We start from the raw sequence: 22,631 nt of genomic DNA on the forward strand, positions 1-22,631 counted from the left end.
GGATCACGATCAGGCAGCTGGGCAGTCAACCCGCTGAGGATGTGTGAGGTCTCTTCTCCTGCAGCCACGTCCAACCTCTCTTCATTGAATGTCTGGGCGCTTGCTCTGTGGGGGCGCTCAAGGAATTTCGTATTGTGAGAATAAAATTCTGCAATTCGAGATTACGTCCGCCGATGGGCAGCGTCAACACGGATTGCGTATCCGAAACAGTCAACCCGCAAACCTGGCGGCAAACAACCAAATGTGACCCTGCGTACAGCGTGAAGCCTTGACCGGGCGTGACCTGCGTCATAGAGTTCTTTCACTATTCAATAACTCGATTCCATAATGTGGAATCAGTACGAAGTGGAGATCCACGATGCAGACGACTTCATCAGTCGGCGTCAATGAGACTCCGGAAGACGCAAAGACGGGTGCCCCCAACCACCCGGTCGTGGGAAACACGGATCTTTGCGCGATTGCTTCCGAAGCCGCAGGCCGTACCATCAGTCCCAGTCTTTACAACATCGACCTCGCCCCCACCAAGGCCAAGGGCCGCAAGTGGACCAGCTACAGCATCTTTACCCTCTGGGCCAACGACGTCCACAGCCTGGGTAACTATGCCTTCGCCATCGGGCTGTTTTCCCTGGGCCTGGGAGGATGGCAGATCCTGGTAGCCCTGGGCATCGGCGCCGTCCTTCTGTTCGCCCTCCTGAATTTTTCAGGTTTCATGGGCCAGAAGACAGGTGTCCCGTTCCCGGTCATGAGCCGCATCAGCTTCGGCATCAGGGGAGCCCAGATCGCCAGCCTCGTCCGCGGTGCCGTTGCCGTTGCCTGGTTCGGCATCCAGACGTACCTGGCGTCGGTGGTCCTCCGGGTCCTGCTGGTAGCCGTGGCTCCCGGACTGAAGGACCTGGACAGCAACTCCATCCTCGGCCTTTCAACCCTTGGCTGGTTCTCCTTCGTGGCGCTCTGGATCGTGCAGCTGGTGATCGTCAGCTTCGGCATGGAAATGATCCGTAAGTACGAGGCCTTCGCCGGCCCCATCATCCTGGTGACGATGGCGGCCATTGCAGTGTGGGTCTTCATCGAAGCCGGCGGTGCCATCCAGTGGAGCGGCATCAAGGGCCTTGAGGGCACCGAAATGTGGCTCACCATTTTCGCCGGCGGCGCCCTGTGGGTATCCATCTACGGAACGTTCGTGCTGAACTTCTGCGACTTCACCCGCTCTTCAACGTCCAAGAAGTCCATCGTCAAGGGCAACTTCTGGGGCATCCCCATCAACATGCTTGTCTTTGGTGCGATCGTCGTCGTCATGGCCGGCGGCCAGTACAAGATCAACGGCACTGTCATCCAGAGCCCGTCGGACATCGTGCAGAGCATCCCGAATACGCTCCTGCTGGTCCTGGCCTGCCTTGCCCTGTTGATCCTGACCATCGCGGTGAACCTGATGGCCAATTTCGTGGCCCCGGTTTATGCACTGACGAACCTTTTCCCGCGGCACTTGAATTTCCGCAAGGCAGCCTGGGTGAGCGGCACCATCGGTCTGGTCATCCTGCCCTGGAACCTCTACAACAACCCCATCGTGATCGTGTACTTCCTCGGTGGCCTGGGCGCCTTGCTCGGCCCGCTGTTCGGTGTGGTCATGGCTGACTACTGGCTGGTCCGGCGCGGCAAGGTCAATGTTCCGGAGCTGTACTCGGAAGACCCCAAGGGCGCGTACTTCTACAAGCGCGGCGTCAACCCCAAAGCCATTATCGCCATGCTTCCGGCCGCTGCCATGGCCATCGCCATCGCGTTCATTCCCGCTTTGGCGGCCGCAGCTCCGTTCGCCTGGTTCATCGGAGCAGGCGTCGCCGCGCTCACGTACTTCGCCGTGGCAGACAAGAAGCAGGTCCACGAGGACGTTTCCGGCGAGCCCATCGCCGTCGCCAGCACGCACTGAGCGCCGTCAACCAAAGATATAAAGGACACTCCATGCGCATCCTTGTCGCGAACGTCAACACCACCCAATCCATGACCGATTCCATTGCAGCCCAGGCCCGCGCGGTGGCGGCGCCCGGCACCGAGATCATCGGAATCACACCCCGCTTCGGCGCCGATTCCTGCGAGGGCAACTTCGAAAGCTACCTGGCCGCGATTGCCGTCATGGACGCCGTGGTCAACTATCCGGAACCGTTCGACGCCGTCATCCAAGCCGGCTACGGCGAGCACGGCCGCGAAGGCCTCCAGGAACTGCTGGACGTGCCGGTCGTGGACATCACCGAGGCCGCAGCCAGCACGGCGATGTTCCTGGGCCACAAGTACTCCGTGGTGACCACGCTCGACCGTGCGGTTCCCCTCATCGAGGACCGGCTCAAGCTCGCCGGGCTGGAAGCGCGTTGTGCCTCCGTCCGCGCCAGTGGCATGGCTGTGCTGGAACTCGAGGAGTATCCGGAACGTGCGGTCGAGGCGATCGCGGGCCAGGCGGAGCAAGCGGTGCACAATGACAAGGCCGAAGTGATCGTCCTTGGCTGCGGCGGCATGGCCGGACTGGATGAGCAGATCCGCCAACGCACCGGGGTTCCCGTGGTGGACGGGGTTGCTGCTGCGGTCATGATCGCCGAGTCCTTGGTCCGCCTTGGCCTGTCCACGTCCAAGGTGCGAACGTATGCCACGCCCCGCCCGAAGACTGTCATAGGCTGGCCGATAACCGCAGCCCAGGCCGCCGAAGCCGCGCGCTGAGCCAAAGCGCTGAACGCACCACCCGAGAGGCAACCACATGACTGACTCCCTGCCCGCCGACCTGAGGGTCGCCGTCGTTACCGGGGCCGGTTCCGGTATCGGGCGGGCCGTCGCCAGGCTCATGCTGGCCGATGGCTACAAGGTAGCGCTGGCCGGGCGGCGGGAGGCGCAATTGCTTGAAACCGCCGACGGCCATCCGGATGCCCTGGCGGTTCCCTGCGACGTAACAGTGCCCGACGACGTCGCGCGCCTTTTCGCGGAGGTGCGCCAACGCTGGGGCCGGGTGGATGTGCTGTTCAACAACGCCGGGGTCTTCGGACCGGCCGGGGACGTGGGGGAGATTGGCGTTGACGAGTGGGAAGCAACCCTGCGTGTCAACGTCACGGGGTCCATGTTGTGCGCTGCGGAGGCTGTCCGGACCATGAAGGACCAGCAACCGCAGGGTGGGCGCATTATCAATAATGGTTCCATCTCGGCCCATTCGCCCAGGCCCAGGTCTGTGGCTTACACGGTCACCAAGCATGCGATGACGGGCCTGACCAAGAGCATCGAGCTTGATGGCCGGGCGTTCGGGATCACGTGCGGGCAAATCGATATCGGCAATACCCGTACCGAGATCATGGACACCATCGGCGTGGGCTCAGGGGCCTTGCAAGCCGACGGCAGCCGCAAGGTGGAACCCATGTTTCCGGTGGAAGATGCTGCCCGCGCCGTGCTCATGATGGCCAACATGCCGGCCACGGCCAGTGTTGGATCCTTGGTGGTCACGGCTGCCGGCATGCCGTTCGTAGGCCGCGGCTAGCGAGTTTTTGTACACTTACCGCCCTTAAATCGGGCCCTTCAGGGCATCTGCTGTACAAAAACTCGCGGCCGAGCGGGCGGACCTGTGGATAACGTCCCGCCGGCTCCTTCGTTGTGACTCAATAGGGCATGCGTCCTTTGTCGCCTCTTCCCCCTGCCCTCTCGAGTCGCGCCTTCACCATCAAGGAGGCCGCGCAATATGGCGTCGCTCCCAAGCGACTCCGGGCAACGGACCTGGTGGTGCCCAGCCGCGGACTCCGCATTCCGCAGAAACCGCAGACACTACTGGACATCGCCCGGCCCCATCTTGAACTTCGTCAGGGCGATTTCCTCAGCCACATCAGTGCCGCTGAGGTACTGGGACTACCGTTGCCTCCTTGGGCGCATTTCAAACCCGACGACGGCGGGCCGGTGACCGCAGTTGCGGAACCTGTTCCTTGGGGTCCCAAGAGCGGCCCCCACTTTCGCGAACCGGGGAGATTTATCCACCTGTCGCGGTCACGGGGTGGTTCTTTGCCGCGGCGAAGAGGGGTGGCCGGTCACCGGCTGACGTTGCGGGACGGCGACCTCGCTGACCTGGACGGCGTTGTGCTCACGTCCGTGGCGCGTACATGGGTGGACCTGGCCACCATGCTGCCGATTGCAGACTTGGTAGTGGCCGGCGACGCCATTGTCAGCGAACATACCCGCACGTTCGGTCCGGCAAGGGTAGCGATGGTTTCCTTGTCCGAACTACGCGCGTTCGTTGCGCGGGCCAACGGTGTCCATGGTGTTCGCAAAGCCCGCTTGGCGCTCGACGACTTGAGGGTGGGTGTCGACTCCCCGCCGGAAACGAAGCTGAGACTCATGCTGGAGGACGCCCGCTTGCCGGCGTTTATGCCCAACTGTCCAGTGATGGATGCCCTGGGGCGGCCTGTGTGGACGGACTTGGGATGCCCTGAATATCGCATTTGCCTGGAGTATGAAGGCCTTCATCATCTGTCTCCCGAACAGCAGGCGCTGGACGCCTATCGGGACCAGCGGGTTGCAGACGCCGGTTGGCGGCAGGTCAAGATCAACAGGATCGACATGCGGCAGGGGCAGAAGTGGGTGGTTGCCCGGGTGGCGCAGGCCCTCCGTAAGCAGGGCTGGGCAGCGTAGTTTTTGTACAGCTCCCGCCCCTAAACACCCCTCATGTGGGCATCACCTGTACAAAAAACCAATTGTGACTTCCACAATATGGAAATCGAATTTCCCCTTGCGGAATGGTGTGACCGGGCTTACATTGAAAACATCCCCCCAAAACGAGGGGCTGTTCCCAAACTGATTGGTTCAGATCAATGAAGATCCCAGACCCCGCGGCGCTGAAGGCGAGTTCGGCCCCGCAGAAGAAAAAGCGGCTGTACCAGTCGCTCTTTTTTCAAATCCTGATCGCCGTCGTCGCAGGTGTGCTCATCGGTCATTTCTGGCCGAACATCGGGTCCGCACTCCGGCCACTGGGTGATGGATTCATTCAACTCATCAAAATGATCATCGCCCCGCTGATTTTCCTCGTGATCGTCACAGGCATCTCGGCAGTGGGCGACGTCAAGGCGGTCGGAAGGGTCGGGGTCAAAGCCCTCCTGTACTTCACCGGCGCCACTCTCTTCGCCTTGGTCTTCGGGCTCATCGTCGGCAACATTGTCCAGCCGGGTGCCGGCCTGAACATTGACCCCTCAACGCTTTCCCAGGACGCACTGAACGCCAAGACCGGCAACGCGCCTCCCAAGGACGCCGCAGCGTTCATCCTGGATGTCATTCCCGTCAGCGTGATCGGCGCTTTCGCCAGCAACAGCCTGCTCCAGGTGCTCTTCTTCTCGGTCTTCTTCGGCGCCGCGATCGTGGTCATCGGCCGGGACCGTTGCCTCCCGGTCATCAGCCTCATGGAGACTGTCCTGGAGCTGATCTTCAAGATCATGTCCTGGATCATGAAGGTGGCCCCCATTGGTGCTTTCGGTGCCATGGCGTTCATCATCGGCCAGTACGGCGTGGGCACCCTTGGAACGTATGCCCTGTTGATAGCGTCCTGCTACGGCGCCGCGATCGTCTTCATCGGCCTGCTGTTCCTCGTGGCCTGGAGCTTCGCCCGCGTTCCGCTGTGGCAGTTCCTGAAGTACACCCGGGAGGAGTTCCTGCTGGCTCTCGGCACGGCTTCCACCGAAGCTGTCATGCCACGCATCATGACCAAGCTGACCAACGCCGGCTGCTCCCGTGCCACCACCGGTCTCGTGGTTCCGACCGGCTACTCCTTCAACCTCGACGGCGCAGCGATCTACCTTTCCATCTCCCTGTTGTTCCTGGCCCAGGCGTTCGGGCACAACCTGGACCTCGGCCAGCAACTGGCTGCGCTGGGTGTGCTGCTCCTGACTTCCAAGGGCATGGCGGGCGTTCCCGGTTCGTCCTTCCTGGCACTCTCCGCCACCGCGGCCGCACTGGGCATTTTCCCGGTAGCCGGCGTGGCACTCCTCCTCGGAGCCGACCGCCTCATGGACTCCATGCGCGTCGTGGTGAACCTGCTGGGCAACTGCGTAGCGACCTTCGTCGTCGCAAAGTGGGAAGGCCAGTTCGACCGCAGCGTCATGGTCCGCGCCTTCAACGGCGAGATCACCAACGAGGACACGGCCATCATGCTCGGCAAGGAAGAGGTTTACGCACAGCAGGAGCTGGAGCGCATCAGCACCGGCCAGCAGCCCTCCCCGAAGTTCCGCGGCGGACCTGCAGCGGACGACATCCCCCAGTTCGAGATGAGCAAGCCCGGGCAACCGTCCACCCCGGTCTGCCCTGACTGACCTGGCGAGTTTTTGTACAGCTGATGCCCCTAAGACGTGGTCTTAGGGGCATCAGCTGTACAAAAACTCGTTTAGAGGGGCAGCAGTTCAGAAAGATCGGCGCGCAAACCGGAGGCGGTCACCTTGTGGGCCGAAACGGCGTCGGCCCAGGTGATGCTGCCGGTCACCAAACCAAGCCAGGTGTCGGCGTCGGTCTCTATGACGTTCGGGGGAGTGCCGCGCGTGTGCCGGGGCCCCTCCACGCATTGGGTGACGCCGAACGGCGGGACGCGGACCTCCACTGAATTGCCGGGCGCACGCGCAGTGACTTCTTCCAGCGTGTAGCGGACCGCCGTCGCTATCACAGCGCGCGACGGCGTGGTCCCGGCAGCGGTGCCACGCTCACCGGCGGCTTCACCACTGGAAGGCCCGACAGCGGTTTGCCAGGCAGCCAGCGCAGCCTGGCCCTCGGAGATGTCGACGCGGCGTCGTGCAACAGCCATGGGTTTTTTCCTTCTTAACTACTAGTCCAGCAGGGCAGAGACTGCGTGGCCCAGCCGGATCCTGCCCACTTCATGACCGCCACCCAGAACAGGCTCCACCACCCGTTCAAGGACGCTGGATACGGCCGGGATGTCCACCGCCCCGCTCACGGCGAGCAGGGTCAGTCCCACAAGGGTGGTGGCGCGGAGGTTGCCGTCGAGAACCTTGACTGCCACCGTGGCGCCAGTGGGGGTGGCCAGGACCAGGACGCCTTCGGCACCGATCTTGGCCAGAACCTCCAGCTCTTCCATGACGACGGTGTTCGACTCACCCTTGCCCTGGACGGCCCACGGGTAATCCAGCATGGACGTGGCGATGGTGGCTGCGCGGGCGTTGGAGGATTTATCGCCCGGGGACTTGGCCAGGCGGGAGTAGGCGCGGGCCAACCCGGTCAGCGAGAGCGCGGCAACAGGAGCGCCGCAGCCGTCGATGCCCAGGTGTGAGATGGTTTCGCCGCTGTATTCCTCGATGACGGAACGCACCCTTTGCTGGAGGGGGTGGTTCGGTTCGAGGTAGCTGCGGAGGTCCCAGCCGTTTTCGGTGCACGCCCACAGGAAGGCTGCGTGCTTGCCGGAACAGTTGAAGGCGAGCTTGGACTGCCCGCGCTCGGACCGGACCAGCCAGTTCCGGGCTGTCTCGTCCTGGGGCCAGGCGGTGGGGCACTGCAGGTGTTCCTCCCGAACGCCGGCCGCTTTGAGCATTCCCTCCACCACGTCCATGTGGTCCAGGGATCCGGTGTGGCTTCCGCACGCCACGGCCACTTGCGCACCGCGCAGCGGAACTCCGGACTGCATGGAGGCGAGGGCCTGGAAGGGCTTGAGGGTTGACCGGGCGAAGACGGGAGCGTCGATGTCGCCGAGGCGGGTGACAACGGAACCGTCACCCGCGAGGACCACGGCCGCACCTATGTGCCGGGACTCGATGAAGCCACTGCGTTCGATCACTGCCAGTTCGACGGCGGTCTCAACGTTGAACGTTTCATGCGAACTCATGGGCATGAAGCAAGTCTAGGCGTGGCGGGGTGGTTCCCGGGCCAGGCGGGTGCGCGCCGGGTCCGCTGCGTGACACAGCTTAGGCCGAGCGCTCCACACAAAGTACCCTTGAAGACTGTGAAGGTACTCGTCATTGGCCCAGGCGGCCGCGAACACGCCATTGTCCGCTCTCTGCTTGAAGACCCCAACGTTTCCGAGGTCCACGCGGCCCCCGGCAACGCGGGCATCAGCAAACTCGTGCCCACGCACGCTATTGACGGGAACAACCCGGAAGCCGTCTCCGCCCTGGCCACCAAGCTGGGCGTGGACCTGGTGGTTGTTGGCCCGGAAGCGCCGCTGGCAGCCGGTGTCTCCGATGCCGTGCGCGAGGCCGGCATTCCGGTGTTCGGCCCCAGCAAGGAAGCCGCCCAGCTGGAAGCCTCCAAGGCGTTCGCCAAGCAGATCATGGCTGAAGCGAACGTTCCCACGGCCATGGCCCGTGTGGCCGAAAACGCCGAGGAAGCCGCAGACGCCCTGGATACCTTCGGCGCTCCCTACGTCGTCAAGGACGACGGACTGGCCGCAGGCAAGGGCGTCGTTGTCACCAAGGACCGCGCGGAGGCCCTGGCGCACGCGCAGACCTGCTTCGACGCCGGTGGAACCGTGGTGATCGAGGAATTCCTTGACGGCCCCGAAGTTTCCCTGTTTGTCCTCTGCGACGGCCGGACCACGGTCCCGCTGTCCCCGGCACAGGACTTCAAGCGCATCTTCGACAACGACGAAGGCCCCAACACTGGCGGCATGGGTGCCTACACCCCGCTGGAGTGGGCCCCCGAAGGCTTGGTCCAGGAAGTCATCGACCGTGTCGCCCAGCCCACGGTGGACGAGATGGCCCGCCGCGGCACGCCCTTCATCGGCGTCCTGTACTGCGGTTTGGCCCTCACCTCGCGCGGCACGCGCGTCATCGAATTCAACGTCCGTTTCGGCGATCCGGAGACCCAGGCTGTCCTGGCCCGCCTCAAGACGCCGCTCGGTGCGCTGCTGCTGGCAGCTGCCAAGGGCGAACTGGACACCGCCGAAGAGCTGCGCTGGTCCAAGGACACGGCAGTCGCCGTCGTCGTTGCTGCCGAGAACTACCCTGACGCACCCCGCACAGGCGACCGCATCCGTGGCCTGAAGAAGGTCGACGAACTGGACGGTGTCCACGTGGTCCACGCCGGTACCAAGCTGGACGACGAAGGCAAGGTTGTCTCCGCCGGCGGCCGCGTCCTGGCGGTTGTGGCGCTCGGTTCGGATCTGGTGGAGGCCCGCGAGAAAGCGTACGACGGCGTCGAGCTGGTTCAGCTTGAAGGCTCACAGTTCCGTACGGACATCGCAGGCAAGGCCGCCCGCGGCGAAATCCGGGTGCCGTACGCGGCCACCGGCACCATCCCGAAAGTGCAGGCCTGAGCATGACTGAATCCCTTCCCGCAGGCGGTTTCGAGACCGAGACCCTGGATCTCCCTGGTTGGACCCACATCTACTCCGGCAAGGTCCGTGACCTCTACGTCCCCGCCGATGAAGCGATCACGGAGAAGATCGGCCAGGAATGCGTCCTGGTTGTCGCCAGCGACCGCATCAGCGCCTACGATCACGTCCTCAGCAGTGAGATCCCGGACAAGGGCCGCGTCCTGACCCAGCTGAGCCTGTGGTGGTTCGAGCAGTTGGACGTTGAGCACCACGTGCTGGCCTCAACAGTCGAAGGCGGAGTGCCTGCCGAGGTCGAGGGCCGGGCCATGATCTGCAAGAAGCTGGACATGTTCCCGGTGGAATGCATCGCCCGCGGCTACCTGACGGGTTCGGGCCTGGCCGAGTACAAGGAACACGGCACCGTCTGCGAGATCCCGCTGCCTGAGGGCCTGGTTGATGGCTCCCGCCTGGAGAAGGCATTGTTCACGCCGTCTGCGAAGGCCGAGGTTGGCGAGCACGACGTCAATATCACCTACGACGACGTCGTGGCCATGGTGGGCGATGACATTGCTGCCCGCCTGAGCGAGCTCACGCTGAAGATCTACACCCGCGCCGAGGAGATCGCCCGTGAACGCGGCATCATCCTGGCCGACACCAAAGTGGAATTCGGTATCGACGCCGCCACGGGTGTGATCACCCTTGGTGATGAGGTCCTTACGCCGGATTCCTCGCGGTTCTGGGATGCGTCCACGTACGCGCCCGGCAAGTCGCAGCCCTCGTATGACAAGCAGTACGTCCGTGACTGGCTGACTTCCGCCGAATCCGGCTGGGACAAGTCCTCGGACACCCCGCCGCCGGCACTTCCCGCCGACGTCGTGGAGCGCACCCGTGCCCGTTACGTGGAGGCTTACGAGAAGCTCACGGGCCGCACGTTCGCGTAAAGCATCCAACTGAGTCGCAGTTTATGCCGTTTTGAGCTCATAACGGCATGAACTGCGACTCACTTGTTTAATCAGGCCTGGGAGTGTTCCTTCGCAGCCCGGCGCTCGGCCAAACGGATCTCCAGGACGGCGTCCATGGCTTGCTGGACCCTGTCCGAGGCTCCCGCTGCGCTGAAGTCGTGCTGGGCTTCCTCCAGGAACTTCAGAGCTTCCGACGCTTCTCCTGCAGCCTTCAACGACTTACCCAACAGCAGTGAAACTTCGCCGGCCGTGTGGCGGGCCAAGACCTTGCGGTCGGTGTGGATTTCGCGGAGCTTCTCGACGGCGGCCGGAATGTCGCCGGTGAGATAGAGCCACCGGGCGCGGATGAAAGCGACCTCCAACTGGTCCGTCTTGTTGCCTCCGACGATCGACAGCGCGAGTTCTGCACGTTCAATGGCGGACAGGGTTTCCGGTTCCACGATGCCGGAGGACAGTCGTACCGCTGCCGAAGCCTTGTTGAAGCGGGCCCACAGCTCGATGTCATTGGCGGGGGAGAGCAGTTTGGCGGCGCGTTCGTGGTGTTTGATGCCCTCCACGTAGTCGTGGCGCATGAAAGCGACGTTGCCCACCACCCACGCGACCTCACCGGCCAACTGGGACATGGAATGTTCGTCCATGTGCTCGATCATCGCCAGGCAATACTCCCAAGCCTCATCCAGCTTGCCGCTCTCGGCCAATGCACCTATCAGCGCGCGGTGCGCGCCAATGATGAGGGTGGAGCCCTTGGGCAGTTGCTCGCTGAGCTTCACTGCCTGCTTGGCATGCTCGACGGCGGTGGCCAGCTGCCCTTGTCCGTGGCACACGGCGGCAAGCATCTGCCAGGCGCGTACTCCGAGGCCGGCGGATTCTGTGGCCATGGGGTGCTCCAGCAGGTGCTCAACGATCTGCTGGCATTCCTTGAGCTGGCCTTGCTTCATCACACACTCGGCCTGCATATAGGTCATGTTCCACCAGGCGCTGTTGTTCTTGGCCTCGAGGGCTATTTGCGCTGCGGTGGCGGCGTGGCTGGCGGCGAGTTGGTAGTCCCGCAGGTCCCATGCCTGGCGGGCGTACAGGCCGGCCAGGACGTACTCGGCATCACTGACGGAGACGGGTTGGCTCCACGCTTCCAACGCTTTGGGAGCCAGTTCCAGCCGGCGGGCCAGCTCTTCGATGACCTCTGCCGTAGGTTCGCGCCTGCCGGTTTCCAGCAGTGAAATGTAGCTGGGCGAGTACAGGTTCTTACCGAGCTCTGCCTGCGTTAACCCGCGTTCGAGCCGTTCGGCACGTAGTTTCTCGCCGAATCCGTTTCCCACGGGTCCCTCCTACAGGTGTCTTTTGACCAAAACCTTGACAGTCTCTGTGGAAAACATTTTACAATGTATGTCAACAGGGACCGCGCAATTTCCGTAACGAATCCGACTCGCATTGGGGTACATCATGTTCAAGAAAATCTTCGCGTCAGTGGCCTTGGCAAGCGCACTGACCGCCACGGTTGCAGCTCCCGCAGTCGTCTCTGCCGCTTCGGCAGCAGACTCCTCCACCGTAAGCGCCATCGGCAACTGGCCTGATCCCATGCGCATTGCTGCGCCGACCAAGTCAGCGGACACCACCTATACGCCGATGTCCATCGGTAACTGGCCGGATCCAATGTAAATCAATTGTAGTTAGTAAAACCCCGGGGCGTGACGAGCGATGCCCCGGGGTTTTACTTTTGCCCATTTTGGCGTGCAATGGCGCCGGGGATATTCATTCGCTCAACGATTCACGTTTGGCAGCACCCGAAGCCACAAAGGCCGCAACGACGATGAACAGCACCACCCCGGCTGCGGTGATCGAAGCCAGGGTTGGCGGTTCCAGCGTGGGAAACAGAAGTATGGCCGCCGCACCTGCAGCAGAGCAGATGCCTCCCGTGATCACGTAGGGACCTGCTGCCTTGTGGCCCCAACCCACGCTTCCTCGGAAACCGTGGTGGCCGGCAAACGGATCCCGACCAGGGAGTTCATGGGGAGCTTGCTCTTGATGCAGATCGACCCCATGACGATGAGCAGGGCTCCCATGGCGCCCAGGATGACGATGAGCTGGATAAATTCTGTCTGCATTCTCTGGCCCTGCCCGTTCTGCGATTTCCTAGAACCCGATGTCGATGGCGCCAGGATGCTGCGCTGACTCTTGACAGCGTAGTGACAGCGTTCTCCCGTGCAAACAGAAAAAGCGCAGCCTGTGGAAAACCGCGACGAAAGCGGCTGGACTTGGACAGAAATGGCAACAAAAAATGGCGCCGATTTCTCGACGCCATTTTCGTGTTTGGTCGAGATCCTAGGATGTTACTCGAACCGCGCCAGCGTCAAAATCGACCAGATGACGACTATCACTGCCGCCCTGAAACGGATGGACTCGGGTCAGTCCAAGCCGCGGCCGCCACAGCCAGTTCGCAAGACCCAGCGCTACCGCCTGGCTGATCGCTTCACGCCCGACGAGCTTGCTCAACTCGTCGCTCGATACCAAGCCGGCGAGATGAGCACGGCACTGGCTCGTGAGAAGGGGATCGCAAAGTCAACCTTCCTGCGATTGCTCGCCGAGCATGGTGTCGCCTCGCGGCCTCGCGGTCTGACGCCAGCCAAGGAGAAGGAAATCCTTCGACTGAGGAAGCAGGGAATGATCATTCGTGATATCGCGAAACGCGTTGGCTGCAGCTATGACACCGCCCGAATCTTTCTTCGCTCAGCACCATAACGCCGGAAGCTGTCCGGCACATCGCTAGATGTTGTACTTCTGCTTGCGTTTCTGGAAGGCGGCCTCGCCCCCGTCCAAGATGTCGCAGGCATGCTCCCGTATGCCAGCACGACCGAGCGTGTGCGTGGCGTCATCTGTTCGGTGTGTGTTTTCTAGCGAACCCGTAAGGTAGTCAAAAGTTCGCTCGTCTGAGTTGGGTCGGTCGGCGCCATGTCGATTAGCGACAACGACTGCTTCTGCGTCAGCGCCGATGACGAGGTTTGCGTCGTGAGTAACCATAATGATCTGGCGCTCACGCTTACGGCTTTTTAGTTCCTCGACAATCGTCTCGTAGATGGACCGGCTATCCAGGTCATCTTCTGGTTGATCAAGCAGCAGCGGCCATGGATCTTCGGACTCACCGAGGATGAGCCTGAGTGAGAACAGGGCTTGCTTTCCGGGTGTCATCGATGAGCGGGAGAAGCCGCCAATACGGTCCTCGTCCATGATTGCTACAAAACGAAGATCTTCCGTAGCCTCAAGAACGATATGGGCAACCTTGTCTGGTGTCGTACTTTGGTTCAACTTCTGCGTGCCGGTAGCAATGCTTTCTAGGAAAGCGGCAGGGTTTCCTCGGATGACATCCAGCCGTACCTCCTGCTGCCCACGGTCGACATAAGGGGTGCTGGTCTTCTTGTTAAAGTCGCGGGAAACTAGCGTCCTGGTCTCTTCTAGAAGACCTGACTCGAGTTCAAACTGAATGCCGTCAAAGCCGACGTTTTCAGCATTGAAGTCTTCGCAAAGTTCCTTTAGCAACCGACGTCTGTCGTTGACTGCGCTCAGTATCTTGTCGGCACTCTCGGACTGTGCCGCAAGCGCTGCGGCAAGCTTGTCTTCCAAGCGCTGTATGTCTGCCAGTACAGCTTTCTGTGTATCGAGTCGTTTGAGGGGGACTGCCATACCCTCAGCCTTTTCGTGCCTCGATATGAGCTCACTATTCTCGCCTTTGAGCTTCTGAATCTCCTGCCTCGTTGCTTCGATCGACCGATCAAGTGCCTGCCAGGATTCAAGTACAAATTGACGCAGACGCGTCTGGGCGTCCTGTTCAATCTCGCCGACAAGGGATTGAAGCTCACCTAGCTTTTCGGCAGGGAAGCCATCGGAGCTGGGAGTGGTAGTGACGGTGACGCGGATGGTGTCGATCGCGCTGACCTCCTCGCCGGTAGCGTCGACATACTGTCCCAACTGGGTGTGCGCCCGCGAAGAATCGTGCAGCGTTCGTTCTAGAGCATTCAGTTGCTCCGATAGGGCCTTGTAGGCTGCCGCATCGTCCTCTGTGAGGTTGGCCTCCCGCTGAAGATTTTCAATCTCGCGATTGAGATCATCGATCCCGGATTGTACGGCTTGCTTATCGCCCTTCTCACGCAGCTGTTTGCCGAGGTCTGTATGAGTAGAAAAGCTCTTGAACCAATCATCGATTGCATCGCGGATCGTCTCGTTCAGCTCGTCGATCTTAGTGGTGGTCGACTGATAGCTGGCTTGAATGGCCGAGTCGCGTCCAAAAACGGCTGGTTTGATGCGTGCCGTGATTTCATCCGGTCGACTACTGATTGAAAATAGGGAGTTCTGCGGAATGTAGATCAGTTTGCCTGACGTAGCGACGCCGTCGGACCACTGAACAGTACAGCGCAAGTCTCCCGGGCCAGACCATAGATGGCCTGCAGCTGGTCCGAGGTTATCTTTCTCGACTCCGGCGGCAAGCTGCTGGGTTTCGGTGTAGGAAGGGTCGACGGCATGAGCGATGTGAGCCAGCAGGGCTGACTTACCTGACGAACGGCTACCAATGATGGCGTTGAGATTTGGGTTGAGGAATATCTCTTGGGGAAAGTCATCCGTGCCCTGGAAGCGAACACTGGAGATATGCATGTACGGCTCTTTGAAATCAGGCTGGGAAGCCTGCATTCTGACTCGTTCGGCTGGTTCTATGAAAGCCTGCTGCAGTCCATCGAAGGTCAAATCGGCCTTGATCCAGGTGACGTTCTTATCGTTCGTCGACCCAGACACCTCTTTACCAAGCCAGTTTTCAAGGTCTTCAAAAGAGTGGCTGTCCGAGCCGGCAAAAACTGGTTTTGGTACAGACGGTTGCTCGGCATCGTCATACCGATCGGTTTCGAGGAAATGGGCAACGCAGTTCTTGTTTCCAAAAAAGCCATCGGTTAGTTTGTCTACTTCATCTGCGATAACACGCTTGCGATGATTGCCGCCATCGGCGCGGATCCCATTGCCATTGACGGGAGCGACAAGTAGCAGGTGGTCACGTCGGTCTGCTTTGGAGCCGTATGTTTCGGTAATTGCGCTTTCTATCGCTTGACGTGTGACCGTTGCCTGCAGGAACTGGCCACCCTCCAGGTCTCCGCAGTTAACGGGCTTGGATCTAGCGTCGGTGATGGAAGACTTCAGATTGCGAAGGAACTCCTGCGCCTCTGCTCGTTCGAGTTTCGGTGGGAAAATCAGGTGGTAGTCGATCAGCTCACCACCCTTGTTGACGCTGTCATTGAGGCGGAGTTCAAGGTTTGGGATGAGGAGTGTTCGCGGCCCGGTGAGAGTCCCGTCTCGAAGAAGCTGATCATATCGTTCGCGAACATCGAAAAATCCATCGAAGCTAAAGTAGTCCGTGAGACCAACCGCACTAACATCTGACTCATGAATAGTCCGGCAGAACCGATCCAGATCAACGGAGCCGTCGATTTTTGTGTACTGATTATTTAGCTGCGTGTTAGGTACGTGGACGTGAAGGTCCCACTTCCGCCATTCGGAGCCTCGTTGCGGCGCGTCTTTCAATTGCACTTCCCCCATATTGTGTTCGTTATTCTCCATTCTTTACTCGACGCCGTGATCGGTCATTGTGCTCTGTCATCGTGATGGCACTCCCATACCCACCTTTTCGTCAACGTAGGCGAACACGGTCTTGCCCGCATTGATAGCGAGTCGTGCCTCAGGGTCGCTGAGGAGGGCTTGGTTTGGGTGCGCGAGGCTGGCATTATTTCTAATTGTGTTGAGCTTATCCAGTACATTAGACATCGCGTAAAGCACCTGTGTGATGTCTGCGGAACGGACTCCGGATGCTCCCATCTTGGGATGATTTTCGCGCAAAGCCTTGAGCGCGACGGTGATCGAAGGATCGCTAGGTAGAGATATACTCTCGGCCTCACACAGCGACAAAAGATGGCCATGTAGCGCTGTGTGAATTCGATCGACGGCACTAAGTGGCCCGCTGGTCTTCAGAAGCGTGTCCGCGTCAACAAGCGCTCGAAGAACAACTTCACGAGTCGATTTAGGAGAAGGGGCAGTTACGGATGGGCCACGCTCCACCTCGAGCGCCCAGGTCTCAATTTCTGCGCGTAGCGCCATTCGCTCGACACTGGATTTGTCGTTTTCTCCGAACTTTGCGATAGTTCCACGCAGGATCTTGGCCTGGTCATGCGGCTTACACGACATCAGTATGTCTATAAAGCGCTGCCTGGTAGTTCCCTCATAGGCATCTACCTCAATGTCATACAGTCCGCAATACTCAGGGTAAAAATCTCTGTGAGTTCGATAGCTAAAGTCCCCTAGGTATCCGCCTGAAACACCGATATAGCGATTGACGAGTCGCATCACTTGTTGTTTCGTCAGCGCGGTCACGGCTCATGCCGTCCTGAGCCGATGCCGAGGAACCGCTCAAAGAATGCTCCGAGCTTAGCCAGTACTCGCTGCTTCTTCTCCCCGTGGCCACCTTCGGCAGAGAAGCGTGAAACCGGTGGAAGTACCTTCGTTATTGCGGTCCCAGTAGTGCGAAGTGACCCTTCGCGGAACGATACGTCAACGAAGTTCCGAGTCTCGTCAGGGCGCAGGTTCTCATCTTCGATGATCTGGCTGAGCTCCGATTCGCGACGTTCCGCGATGTAGCGCTGCCACTCGTCGTCGACGTCCCCCTTGCCGGATACTCGGTCAACGAAGTCTTCGATGAGGTCGCGCTTGTTACGAAGCGAAGGACTCGAGTCGACGGCGCGAGTAATTTCGGCGCGAAGTTCCTTGTCGTCGCCGTCGCCGCGCTCGTCGCGGTACTTCTGGACCAGCATCAGGATGTAGTCGACGTTGATCTCGACCTGTTTGACGAGCTCGATCTCGAAAACGATGTCCTCGTTGATCGATTCTTTCTCAGAGTCGCCGTCTTTGCGAAACTCGGCGTACAGGTCCAAGTAGATGCTGCGGTAGTCCTGGTTTTGTCGCTCAGTCAGGATCTCGTTTCCGCTGAACTCGTCGAACGAAGTCAATATGTTCTGTAGGCGGAGGATGGCGCCTAGCAGCTTGATGAAGGCCTTTTGCGCGGCCTCTCCCTCAATCTGAGTGCCCAGCGGGAACTGGTTAAGTAGCTCATCGACCTTCTCGCTGTACTCGGTGTAGTAGTCGCCATACGGCTTCAACAGCACGATGCCTTTTGCATCCTTGTTGCCAAACAGCGCTATGGCGTCGTTAGTCTCTTCCTCAAGGTCGCGGAAGGTGACGATGTGACCGTATGTTTTGACTGAGTTCAGGATGCGGTTGGTGCGCGAGTAGGCCTGGATCAGGCCGTGAGATCGGAGATTTTTGTCAACGAATAGCGTGTTAAGTGTTGTCGCGTCGAAGCCGGTGAGGAACATGTTGACCACGATGACCAGGTCGATCTCCCTGTTCTTAATCCGCAATGAAAGGTCTTTGTAGTAGTTTTGGAACCGGTCTGCGGACGTGTCGTAGCTAGTACCGAACATGTCGTTGTAGTCCTGAATTGCATCTTCGAGGAACGACCGGGCGTCGCCACTCAACGCGTCAGTATCGAAGTCCTCCTCGTCGAGCGCACCGTCCTCCAGGTCCGGATTGGCAGCGAATGAGTAAATCAAGCCGATCTTGAGTCGACGGTCTGGTGTGAGCGCTTCCTGCTGCAGTTGGAAATGATTGTAATAGCGACGTGCGGCATCGATAGAGGCCGTAGCGAAGAGCGCGTTGAAGCCCTTCACCCGCTTGGTCTGTTTGATTTCGTCGGCCACCTTCGGATTACGTCCGACCAGGCTTTCGACGTTGGTGATCACCGAATGGCTGTACCCGCTGGAGCGCTTGGTCTTCTGATCGAAGTGGTCCAGTGTGTATTTAACGACCTGCTTGATGCGCTCGGGTGCCAATAGGGCACGTTCAGTATCGATGGCAGACACTTGCTTATCGTCAGGCGTTCCCACCTTGATTGTGCTGATGTAGTCGACCTTGAAGGGAAGGACGTTCTTGTCGTTAATCGCGTCCTTAATCGTGTAGGTGTGGAGCTTATCTCCGAATGCCTGCTCCGTTGTCTTGAGGTGCGGATTGCCGCCACTTCCGGCATTGGCTGAAAAAATCGGGGTGCCTGTGAAACCAAAGAGGTTGTAGCGCTTGAAGGCTTTAGTGATGGCGGTGTGCATGTCGCCGAACTGTGAGCGGTGACATTCGTCGAAGATGATGACGACGTGACCGTCGAAGATGCTGTGGCCCTTGTTGGCGTTGATAAAAGTCGCCAGCTTCTGGATCGTCGTAATGATGATCTTCGCGCTCTTATCTTCGAGCTGCCTCTTGAGTACTGCGGTGGAGGTGTTTGAGTTGGCGGCGCCCTTCTCGAAACGGTCGTATTCGCGCATGGTCTGATAGTCGAGGTCCTTGCGGTCGACTACGAAGAGTACCTTGTCAACGCTTGTCAGTTTGCTGGCTAGCTGCGCGGTCTTAAACGAGGTCAGTGTTTTGCCTGAGCCTGTCGTGTGCCAAACGTATCCACCGGCAGCCACGCTTCCGAGCTGCTTGTAATTCGTCGAGATGTCGATCTTCTGCAGGATACGTTCGGTCGCGACCACTTGGTACGGGCGCATGACGAGTAGCATCCGGTCCGCAGTCAGGACGCAGTAACGCGTAAGGATGTTCAACAGTGCATGCTTGGCGAAGAATGTCTTTCCAAAGGCTGTTAGATCTTGGATTGGTCGGTTAGCCGCGTCAGCCCACCAGGATGTGAATTCAAACGAATTCGAGGTCTGACGCTTTGACTTCTTACTACTTGCACCTTCAGAGATGTGATGGCGTCGTGTCGTATTCGAATAGTACTTCGTCAGCGTGCCGTTGCTGATCACGAACAGCTGGACGTACTCGAAGAGACCAGAGCCGGCCCAGAAGCTGTCCCGCTGGTAGCGATTGATCTGGTTGAATGCTTCGCGGATATCCACGCCGCGCCGCTTCAGCTCGACGTGCACCATAGGCAACCCGTTGACCAGCACCGTTACGTCATAGCGGTTGGCATAGTGGCCGCCGCTACCACCTTGGCCGACTTCGTACTGGTTGATCACCTGAAGCTGATTGTTGTGGATGTTCTTCTTATCGATCAGCCGGATGTTCTTCGTTGACCCGTCGTCGCGAGTCAGGCTCTGAACGTGATCCTCATGGATTCGCACGGTCTTTTCGACGATGCCCTCATTGGCACCGGCGATCTGATTGGTGAAGAACCGAGTCCACTCTGTATCGCTAAACGTTATTTTATTCAGGAGCTCAAGTTGGTGTCGCAGATTCGCGATCAGATCAGCTTCTGAGGTAATCGGGAGGTAATCGTACGCCTGCGACTCCAGTAGCGCGATGAATTCGCGTTCGAGATCCGCTTCTGATTGGTAGGAGCTTGCCGATTGAGTATCCGGGACGTATTCAGCAACCACCGTGCTCTCTGACGAGACGGCGATTGGATCATATCGGCGTCCCACTGAATCACTCATACTGTAGCCTCCGCAAATGTCATCAGCCGGTCGCGATAGTGCTCGTATTGCTGTCGACGTGAAGCAATCTCAGCGGGTAGGCCAACTTGTTCATCGTTTACGAGTGCGTCGAACTTATCGAGTAGTTCGACGACACGTTCCTGTGTCTTCCTGGGTGGTACGGGGATCTCGATCGAGCGCACGATTTCGGCATTCAAGTTCTTCACCGTGCCAGATCCAGCGCGTCGAGCAAATTCCTGTTGTATTGGGGCTGACCGCAAAAGGTAGTAAAGGTAGTCCGAAACGAAGGACTCCTGAAACTCGCTGATCGCCAGCCATCCGTCGTGAATATATCCTTCAATCTTTGAAATGTATGGGCGCCCGAAACTCATGGAGTTGGACAGAACAAAGTCGCCAGGGCAAACTCGGCGCGACTTCGCGGCACCATCTGCTGTGACTCGCTGCCTGGTACCTGTGATGAACTTGCCATGTGCCGGTACATCCCCAATTTTGATCCAAGGCAGGCCATCGACGCTCTCGGTAATGAACTTTTGGATAGGGCGGGGAGAGGCGCCACGAACGATTGTCGCTACGTCGCCAAACTTAACTCTCGGGACCTCATCTCCGCTCACTAGAAGGAGGCCGGCGTAGTGCTGATATTGCTGGTGTCGTGCTTCCAGCTCTGCTTCAAGTTCCACCTCAAGTTCGCGGAATTGCTCCAATATCAGCACAATTTCACGCTGCACCTCAAGGGGTGGAACGGGGATCTGAATCTTAGCAAGTGACTCGCCTGAGACGCGGCGAACCTTTGTGCCGGTGATGTGTCTCTTTTTTTGGTCTTGAAACTGGTTCGATTGGAAGTAGTACGCGACGTAGCGCGGGTCTTGAGTGTGCCGGTAGATATATGCGTCACCACTGACGACGACGTCGCAATCGCCTAGCCAAGCTGTTGCTTTTGCAACTGCTGCGTCGTCTTCGCTAGTTGTTGCTATGACCAAGTCGCCGGGATGGGCATGACGAAGTTTTGCCGCGAGCGAAGGGGCTGTGAAGGATTTGGTCGAATCGGTCCAAATGCTGTAGTGAGTATGGATCTGGCCGTAGTGAATAGCCGGTGTTCCTTCGTCGGTAAGATCCGCTTTCTGAAGCCCATTGCCTCGAACGAATTCACCAATTTCACCCAGCGCTACAGACTGAACGCCAGTCGGTGCCAATTCCTTTATCAACTCATCAAGGCGGCTCATGTGAAGAGATCCTCATCGACCGTGGACGCGGAACCTTCCAGCTCCTCAACCGTCTTGTCGATCGAAGTGCGGAGTTCCTGTTGGCGGGCCACAATGCGATTAATCTCCGCGTTGAGCTCGATGATATCGACCAGCTCGCGCCTATTTTCCTGCTCAACGTAAGAAGTCGCGGCGAGGTTATAGTCGTTCTCAGCAATGCTCTGATTCGGAACTAGAGAGGTGAAGTGGTCGAGGTTTTCACGGTTAACAAAAGCATCGAGAATTTTCTCTTGATTCTCCGGCAAGAGCTTGTTCTTGTTGCCAAATCGCTTGAATTCCGCCGAGGCATCGATGAAAAGGACGGAATTGTCCTTCTTGGACTTCTTTAGTACGAGGATGCACGTCCCTATCGTGGTGCCGAAGAACAGGTCGGGTGGCAGTTGGATGACGGCATCGACATAGTTGTTGTCGATCAAGTACTGACGGATCTTCTGCTCGGCGCCACCCCTGTACAGCACGCCAGGGAATTCAACGATGGCGGCGGTTCCATTGACGGCCAGCCAGGACAGAATGTGCATGGTGAAGGCGAGGTCAGCCTTCGATTTCGGCGCGAGGACTCCGGCCGGGGAATAGCGGGGGTCGTTGATAAGTAGTGGGTTGGCGTCCCCCTCCCACTTGATGGAGTAGGGCGGATTGGACACAATCGCTTCGAAGGGCTCGTCGTCTAAGTGCTGGGGATCAGTGAGTGTATCGCCATGACGGATGTCGAACTTTTCGTAATTGATGTCGTGCAAGAACATGTTGATGCGCGCCAGGTTGAAGGTGGTCAGGTTGATCTCCTGGCCGTAAAAACCATGGCGTACGTTCTCTTTGCCGAGTACCTTGGCAAATTTGAGGAGCAATGAGCCTGATCCGGCAGCGGGATCGTACACCTTATTTACCGAAGTCTTCCCCGCGACGGCAATGCGCGCCAGCAGCTCGCTGACTTCTTGTGGAGTGTAGTACTCGCCGCCTGATTTGCCTGCTTGCGAGGCATACATTTGCATCAGGTATTCGTAAGCATCGCCAAACAAGTCAATCGTATGGTCTTTGAAGTTGCCAAGGGGTAGATCGCCGATAGCATTCAGTAGCCCAGCTAGCTTCTTGTTGCGCTTCTCAACAGAATTGCCCAGCTTCGAACTATTGACGTCGAGGTCATCGAAGAGGCCTTTTAGGTCGTCTTCGCTGTCGGTCCCGGTAGCGGAGCCTTCGATGTTTTTGAAAACTTCAGCGAGTGTCTCATTTAGGTTCTCTAGGTTCTCATCGTCGGCTGCTCGCTCCCGAACGTTGGCGAAGAGCTCGGAAGGGAGGATATAGAAGCCCTTCTCGGCAACTGTTTCTTTGCGCCCGAACTCGGCGTCCTGGTCTGAGAGCTTGGAATAGTCGAAGTCAGCGTCTCCGGCTGCCACTTCCAGCTCATTGATATAGGCAGTGAGGTTCTCAGAAATGAACCGATAGAAGAGTATCCCGAGCACATAGCTCTTGAAGTCCCATCCGTCCACGCTTCCGCGAAGGTCGTTGGCGATACGCCAGATCGTCTTGTGTAGCTCCGCGCGCTGCGCTTCCTTGGTGGTCCCGGCCATGGTTGTGTCTGTACTCCTTGCGCATACGCGCTTACGATCCCCTGAGGTTGAACTCTCAACTTAGCAGTGCGCACCGACAAATCTTGGCA

General features: G+C 59.0%; 19 protein-coding genes. 9 read left to right on the plus strand and 10 right to left on the minus strand.

Annotated elements, in window-relative coordinates:
* Positions 1–358: 358 nt before the first annotated feature.
* From PV760_RS19740 to PV760_RS19760, 5 genes are all read left to right on the plus strand, one after another.
* Entirely contained in the window at positions 359–1,924 is a 1,566-nt protein-coding gene (locus tag PV760_RS19740) for an NCS1 family nucleobase:cation symporter-1 (protein ID WP_189075426.1), read from the plus strand.
* A gap of 32 nt (positions 1,925–1,956) precedes the next feature.
* Complete coding sequence (locus PV760_RS19745; protein WP_354628500.1) at positions 1,957–2,703, plus strand: aspartate/glutamate racemase family protein; 747 nt, start codon at positions 1,957–1,959, stop codon at positions 2,701–2,703.
* 37 nt (positions 2,704–2,740) lie between these two features.
* Complete coding sequence (locus PV760_RS19750; protein ID WP_354628501.1) at positions 2,741–3,505, plus strand: SDR family oxidoreductase; 765 nt, start codon at positions 2,741–2,743, stop codon at positions 3,503–3,505.
* 128 nt (positions 3,506–3,633) lie between these two features.
* Positions 3,634–4,644: an endonuclease domain-containing protein gene (locus PV760_RS19755; RefSeq protein WP_354628502.1), complete on the plus strand. Its 1,011-nt coding sequence runs from the start codon at positions 3,634–3,636 to the stop codon at positions 4,642–4,644.
* A 179-nt stretch (positions 4,645–4,823) separates the two neighbouring features.
* Complete coding sequence (locus tag PV760_RS19760; protein WP_354628503.1) at positions 4,824–6,311, plus strand: cation:dicarboxylate symporter family transporter; 1,488 nt, start codon at positions 4,824–4,826, stop codon at positions 6,309–6,311.
* A gap of 71 nt (positions 6,312–6,382) precedes the next feature.
* Here PV760_RS19760 and PV760_RS19765 read toward each other — a convergent pair whose 3' ends face one another.
* Together PV760_RS19765 and PV760_RS19770 are read right to left on the minus strand one after the other, a co-directional pair.
* Positions 6,383–6,793: a sterol carrier family protein gene (locus PV760_RS19765; protein ID WP_064721400.1), complete on the minus strand. Its 411-nt coding sequence runs from the start codon at positions 6,791–6,793 to the stop codon at positions 6,383–6,385.
* 21 nt (positions 6,794–6,814) lie between these two features.
* Complete coding sequence (locus PV760_RS19770; protein WP_064721401.1) at positions 6,815–7,831, minus strand: asparaginase; 1,017 nt, start codon at positions 7,829–7,831, stop codon at positions 6,815–6,817.
* Positions 7,832–7,942: 111 nt separating this feature from the next.
* Between PV760_RS19770 and purD the strand changes: the two genes are divergently transcribed.
* Both purD and PV760_RS19780 read left to right on the plus strand, forming a co-directional pair.
* Positions 7,943–9,253, plus strand: coding sequence for a phosphoribosylamine--glycine ligase (purD, locus tag PV760_RS19775; protein WP_018777059.1), 1,311 nt, complete (start codon positions 7,943–7,945; stop codon positions 9,251–9,253).
* 2 nt (positions 9,254–9,255) lie between these two features.
* Complete coding sequence (locus tag PV760_RS19780) at positions 9,256–10,194, plus strand: phosphoribosylaminoimidazolesuccinocarboxamide synthase (protein WP_354628504.1); 939 nt, start codon at positions 9,256–9,258, stop codon at positions 10,192–10,194.
* A 71-nt stretch (positions 10,195–10,265) separates the two neighbouring features.
* Here the strand turns inward: PV760_RS19780 and PV760_RS19785 are convergent, their stop codons facing one another.
* Positions 10,266–11,531, minus strand: coding sequence for a helix-turn-helix domain-containing protein (locus tag PV760_RS19785; RefSeq protein ID WP_018777057.1), 1,266 nt, complete (start codon positions 11,529–11,531; stop codon positions 10,266–10,268).
* A gap of 124 nt (positions 11,532–11,655) precedes the next feature.
* Here PV760_RS19785 and PV760_RS19790 point away from each other — a divergent pair, with 124 nt between their 5' ends.
* Positions 11,656–11,871 (plus strand): hypothetical protein, encoded by a 216-nt coding sequence (locus PV760_RS19790; RefSeq protein ID WP_354628505.1) that lies wholly within the window; start codon positions 11,656–11,658, stop codon positions 11,869–11,871.
* Positions 11,872–11,964: 93 nt separating this feature from the next.
* On the opposite strand, the gene PV760_RS19795 is transcribed toward PV760_RS19790, so the two are convergent.
* Together PV760_RS19795 and PV760_RS19800 are read right to left on the minus strand one after the other, a co-directional pair.
* Positions 11,965–12,168, minus strand: coding sequence for a hypothetical protein (locus PV760_RS19795; protein ID WP_354628506.1), 204 nt, complete (start codon positions 12,166–12,168; stop codon positions 11,965–11,967).
* Complete coding sequence (locus PV760_RS19800; protein WP_354628507.1) at positions 12,132–12,317, minus strand: SdpI family protein; 186 nt, start codon at positions 12,315–12,317, stop codon at positions 12,132–12,134. The genes PV760_RS19795 and PV760_RS19800 overlap by 37 nt, the downstream gene beginning before the upstream one ends.
* Positions 12,318–12,414: 97 nt before the next feature.
* Here PV760_RS19800 and PV760_RS19805 point away from each other — a divergent pair, with 97 nt between their 5' ends.
* A complete protein-coding gene (locus tag PV760_RS19805; protein ID WP_354628508.1) occupies positions 12,415–12,951 on the plus strand; it encodes a helix-turn-helix transcriptional regulator in 537 nt (178 codons plus the stop codon).
* Between the two features lie 24 nt (positions 12,952–12,975).
* Here PV760_RS19805 and PV760_RS19810 read toward each other — a convergent pair whose 3' ends face one another.
* Genes PV760_RS19810 through PV760_RS19830 form a run of 5 tightly spaced genes read right to left on the minus strand, consistent with a single transcriptional unit; the run spans position 12,976 to position 22,542 of the window.
* A complete protein-coding gene (locus tag PV760_RS19810; RefSeq protein ID WP_354628509.1) occupies positions 12,976–15,786 on the minus strand; it encodes a TrlF family AAA-like ATPase in 2,811 nt (936 codons plus the stop codon).
* 57 nt (positions 15,787–15,843) lie between these two features.
* Entirely contained in the window at positions 15,844–16,614 is a 771-nt protein-coding gene (locus PV760_RS19815) for an abortive infection family protein (protein ID WP_354628510.1), read from the minus strand.
* Positions 16,611–19,721, minus strand: coding sequence for a type I restriction endonuclease subunit R (locus PV760_RS19820; RefSeq protein WP_354628511.1), 3,111 nt, complete (start codon positions 19,719–19,721; stop codon positions 16,611–16,613). The genes PV760_RS19815 and PV760_RS19820 overlap by 4 nt, the downstream gene beginning before the upstream one ends.
* A complete protein-coding gene (locus PV760_RS19825; protein WP_354628512.1) occupies positions 19,718–20,941 on the minus strand; it encodes a restriction endonuclease subunit S in 1,224 nt (407 codons plus the stop codon). The genes PV760_RS19820 and PV760_RS19825 overlap by 4 nt, the downstream gene beginning before the upstream one ends.
* Entirely contained in the window at positions 20,938–22,542 is a 1,605-nt protein-coding gene (locus tag PV760_RS19830) for a type I restriction-modification system subunit M (protein ID WP_354628513.1), read from the minus strand. The genes PV760_RS19825 and PV760_RS19830 overlap by 4 nt, the downstream gene beginning before the upstream one ends.
* Positions 22,543–22,631 lie beyond the last annotated feature (89 nt).

Origin of the sequence: Paenarthrobacter sp. CC6, from assembly GCF_040560085.1 — a bacterium.
Taxonomy (GTDB): domain Bacteria; phylum Actinomycetota; class Actinomycetes; order Actinomycetales; family Micrococcaceae; genus Arthrobacter; species Arthrobacter nicotinovorans.

Coding starts and splice junctions, on each gene's coding strand:
- PV760_RS19740 (WP_189075426.1), top strand. CDS start 359: ATGCAGACGACTTCATCAGTCGGCGTCAATGAGACTCCGGAAGACGCA.
- PV760_RS19745 (WP_354628500.1), top strand. CDS start 1,957: ATGCGCATCCTTGTCGCGAACGTCAACACCACCCAATCCATGACCGAT.
- PV760_RS19750 (WP_354628501.1), top strand. CDS start 2,741: ATGACTGACTCCCTGCCCGCCGACCTGAGGGTCGCCGTCGTTACCGGG.
- PV760_RS19755 (WP_354628502.1), top strand. CDS start 3,634: ATGCGTCCTTTGTCGCCTCTTCCCCCTGCCCTCTCGAGTCGCGCCTTC.
- PV760_RS19760 (WP_354628503.1), top strand. CDS start 4,824: ATGAAGATCCCAGACCCCGCGGCGCTGAAGGCGAGTTCGGCCCCGCAG.
- PV760_RS19765 (WP_064721400.1), bottom strand. CDS start 6,793: ATGGCTGTTGCACGACGCCGCGTCGACATCTCCGAGGGCCAGGCTGCG.
- PV760_RS19770 (WP_064721401.1), bottom strand. CDS start 7,831: ATGCCCATGAGTTCGCATGAAACGTTCAACGTTGAGACCGCCGTCGAA.
- PV760_RS19780 (WP_354628504.1), top strand. CDS start 9,256: ATGACTGAATCCCTTCCCGCAGGCGGTTTCGAGACCGAGACCCTGGAT.
- PV760_RS19790 (WP_354628505.1), top strand. CDS start 11,656: ATGTTCAAGAAAATCTTCGCGTCAGTGGCCTTGGCAAGCGCACTGACC.
- PV760_RS19800 (WP_354628507.1), bottom strand. CDS start 12,317: ATGCAGACAGAATTTATCCAGCTCATCGTCATCCTGGGCGCCATGGGA.
- PV760_RS19810 (WP_354628509.1), bottom strand. CDS start 15,786: ATGGGGGAAGTGCAATTGAAAGACGCGCCGCAACGAGGCTCCGAATGG.
- PV760_RS19820 (WP_354628511.1), bottom strand. CDS start 19,721: ATGAGTGATTCAGTGGGACGCCGATATGATCCAATCGCCGTCTCGTCA.
- PV760_RS19825 (WP_354628512.1), bottom strand. CDS start 20,941: ATGAGCCGCCTTGATGAGTTGATAAAGGAATTGGCACCGACTGGCGTT.
- PV760_RS19830 (WP_354628513.1), bottom strand. CDS start 22,542: ATGGCCGGGACCACCAAGGAAGCGCAGCGCGCGGAGCTACACAAGACG.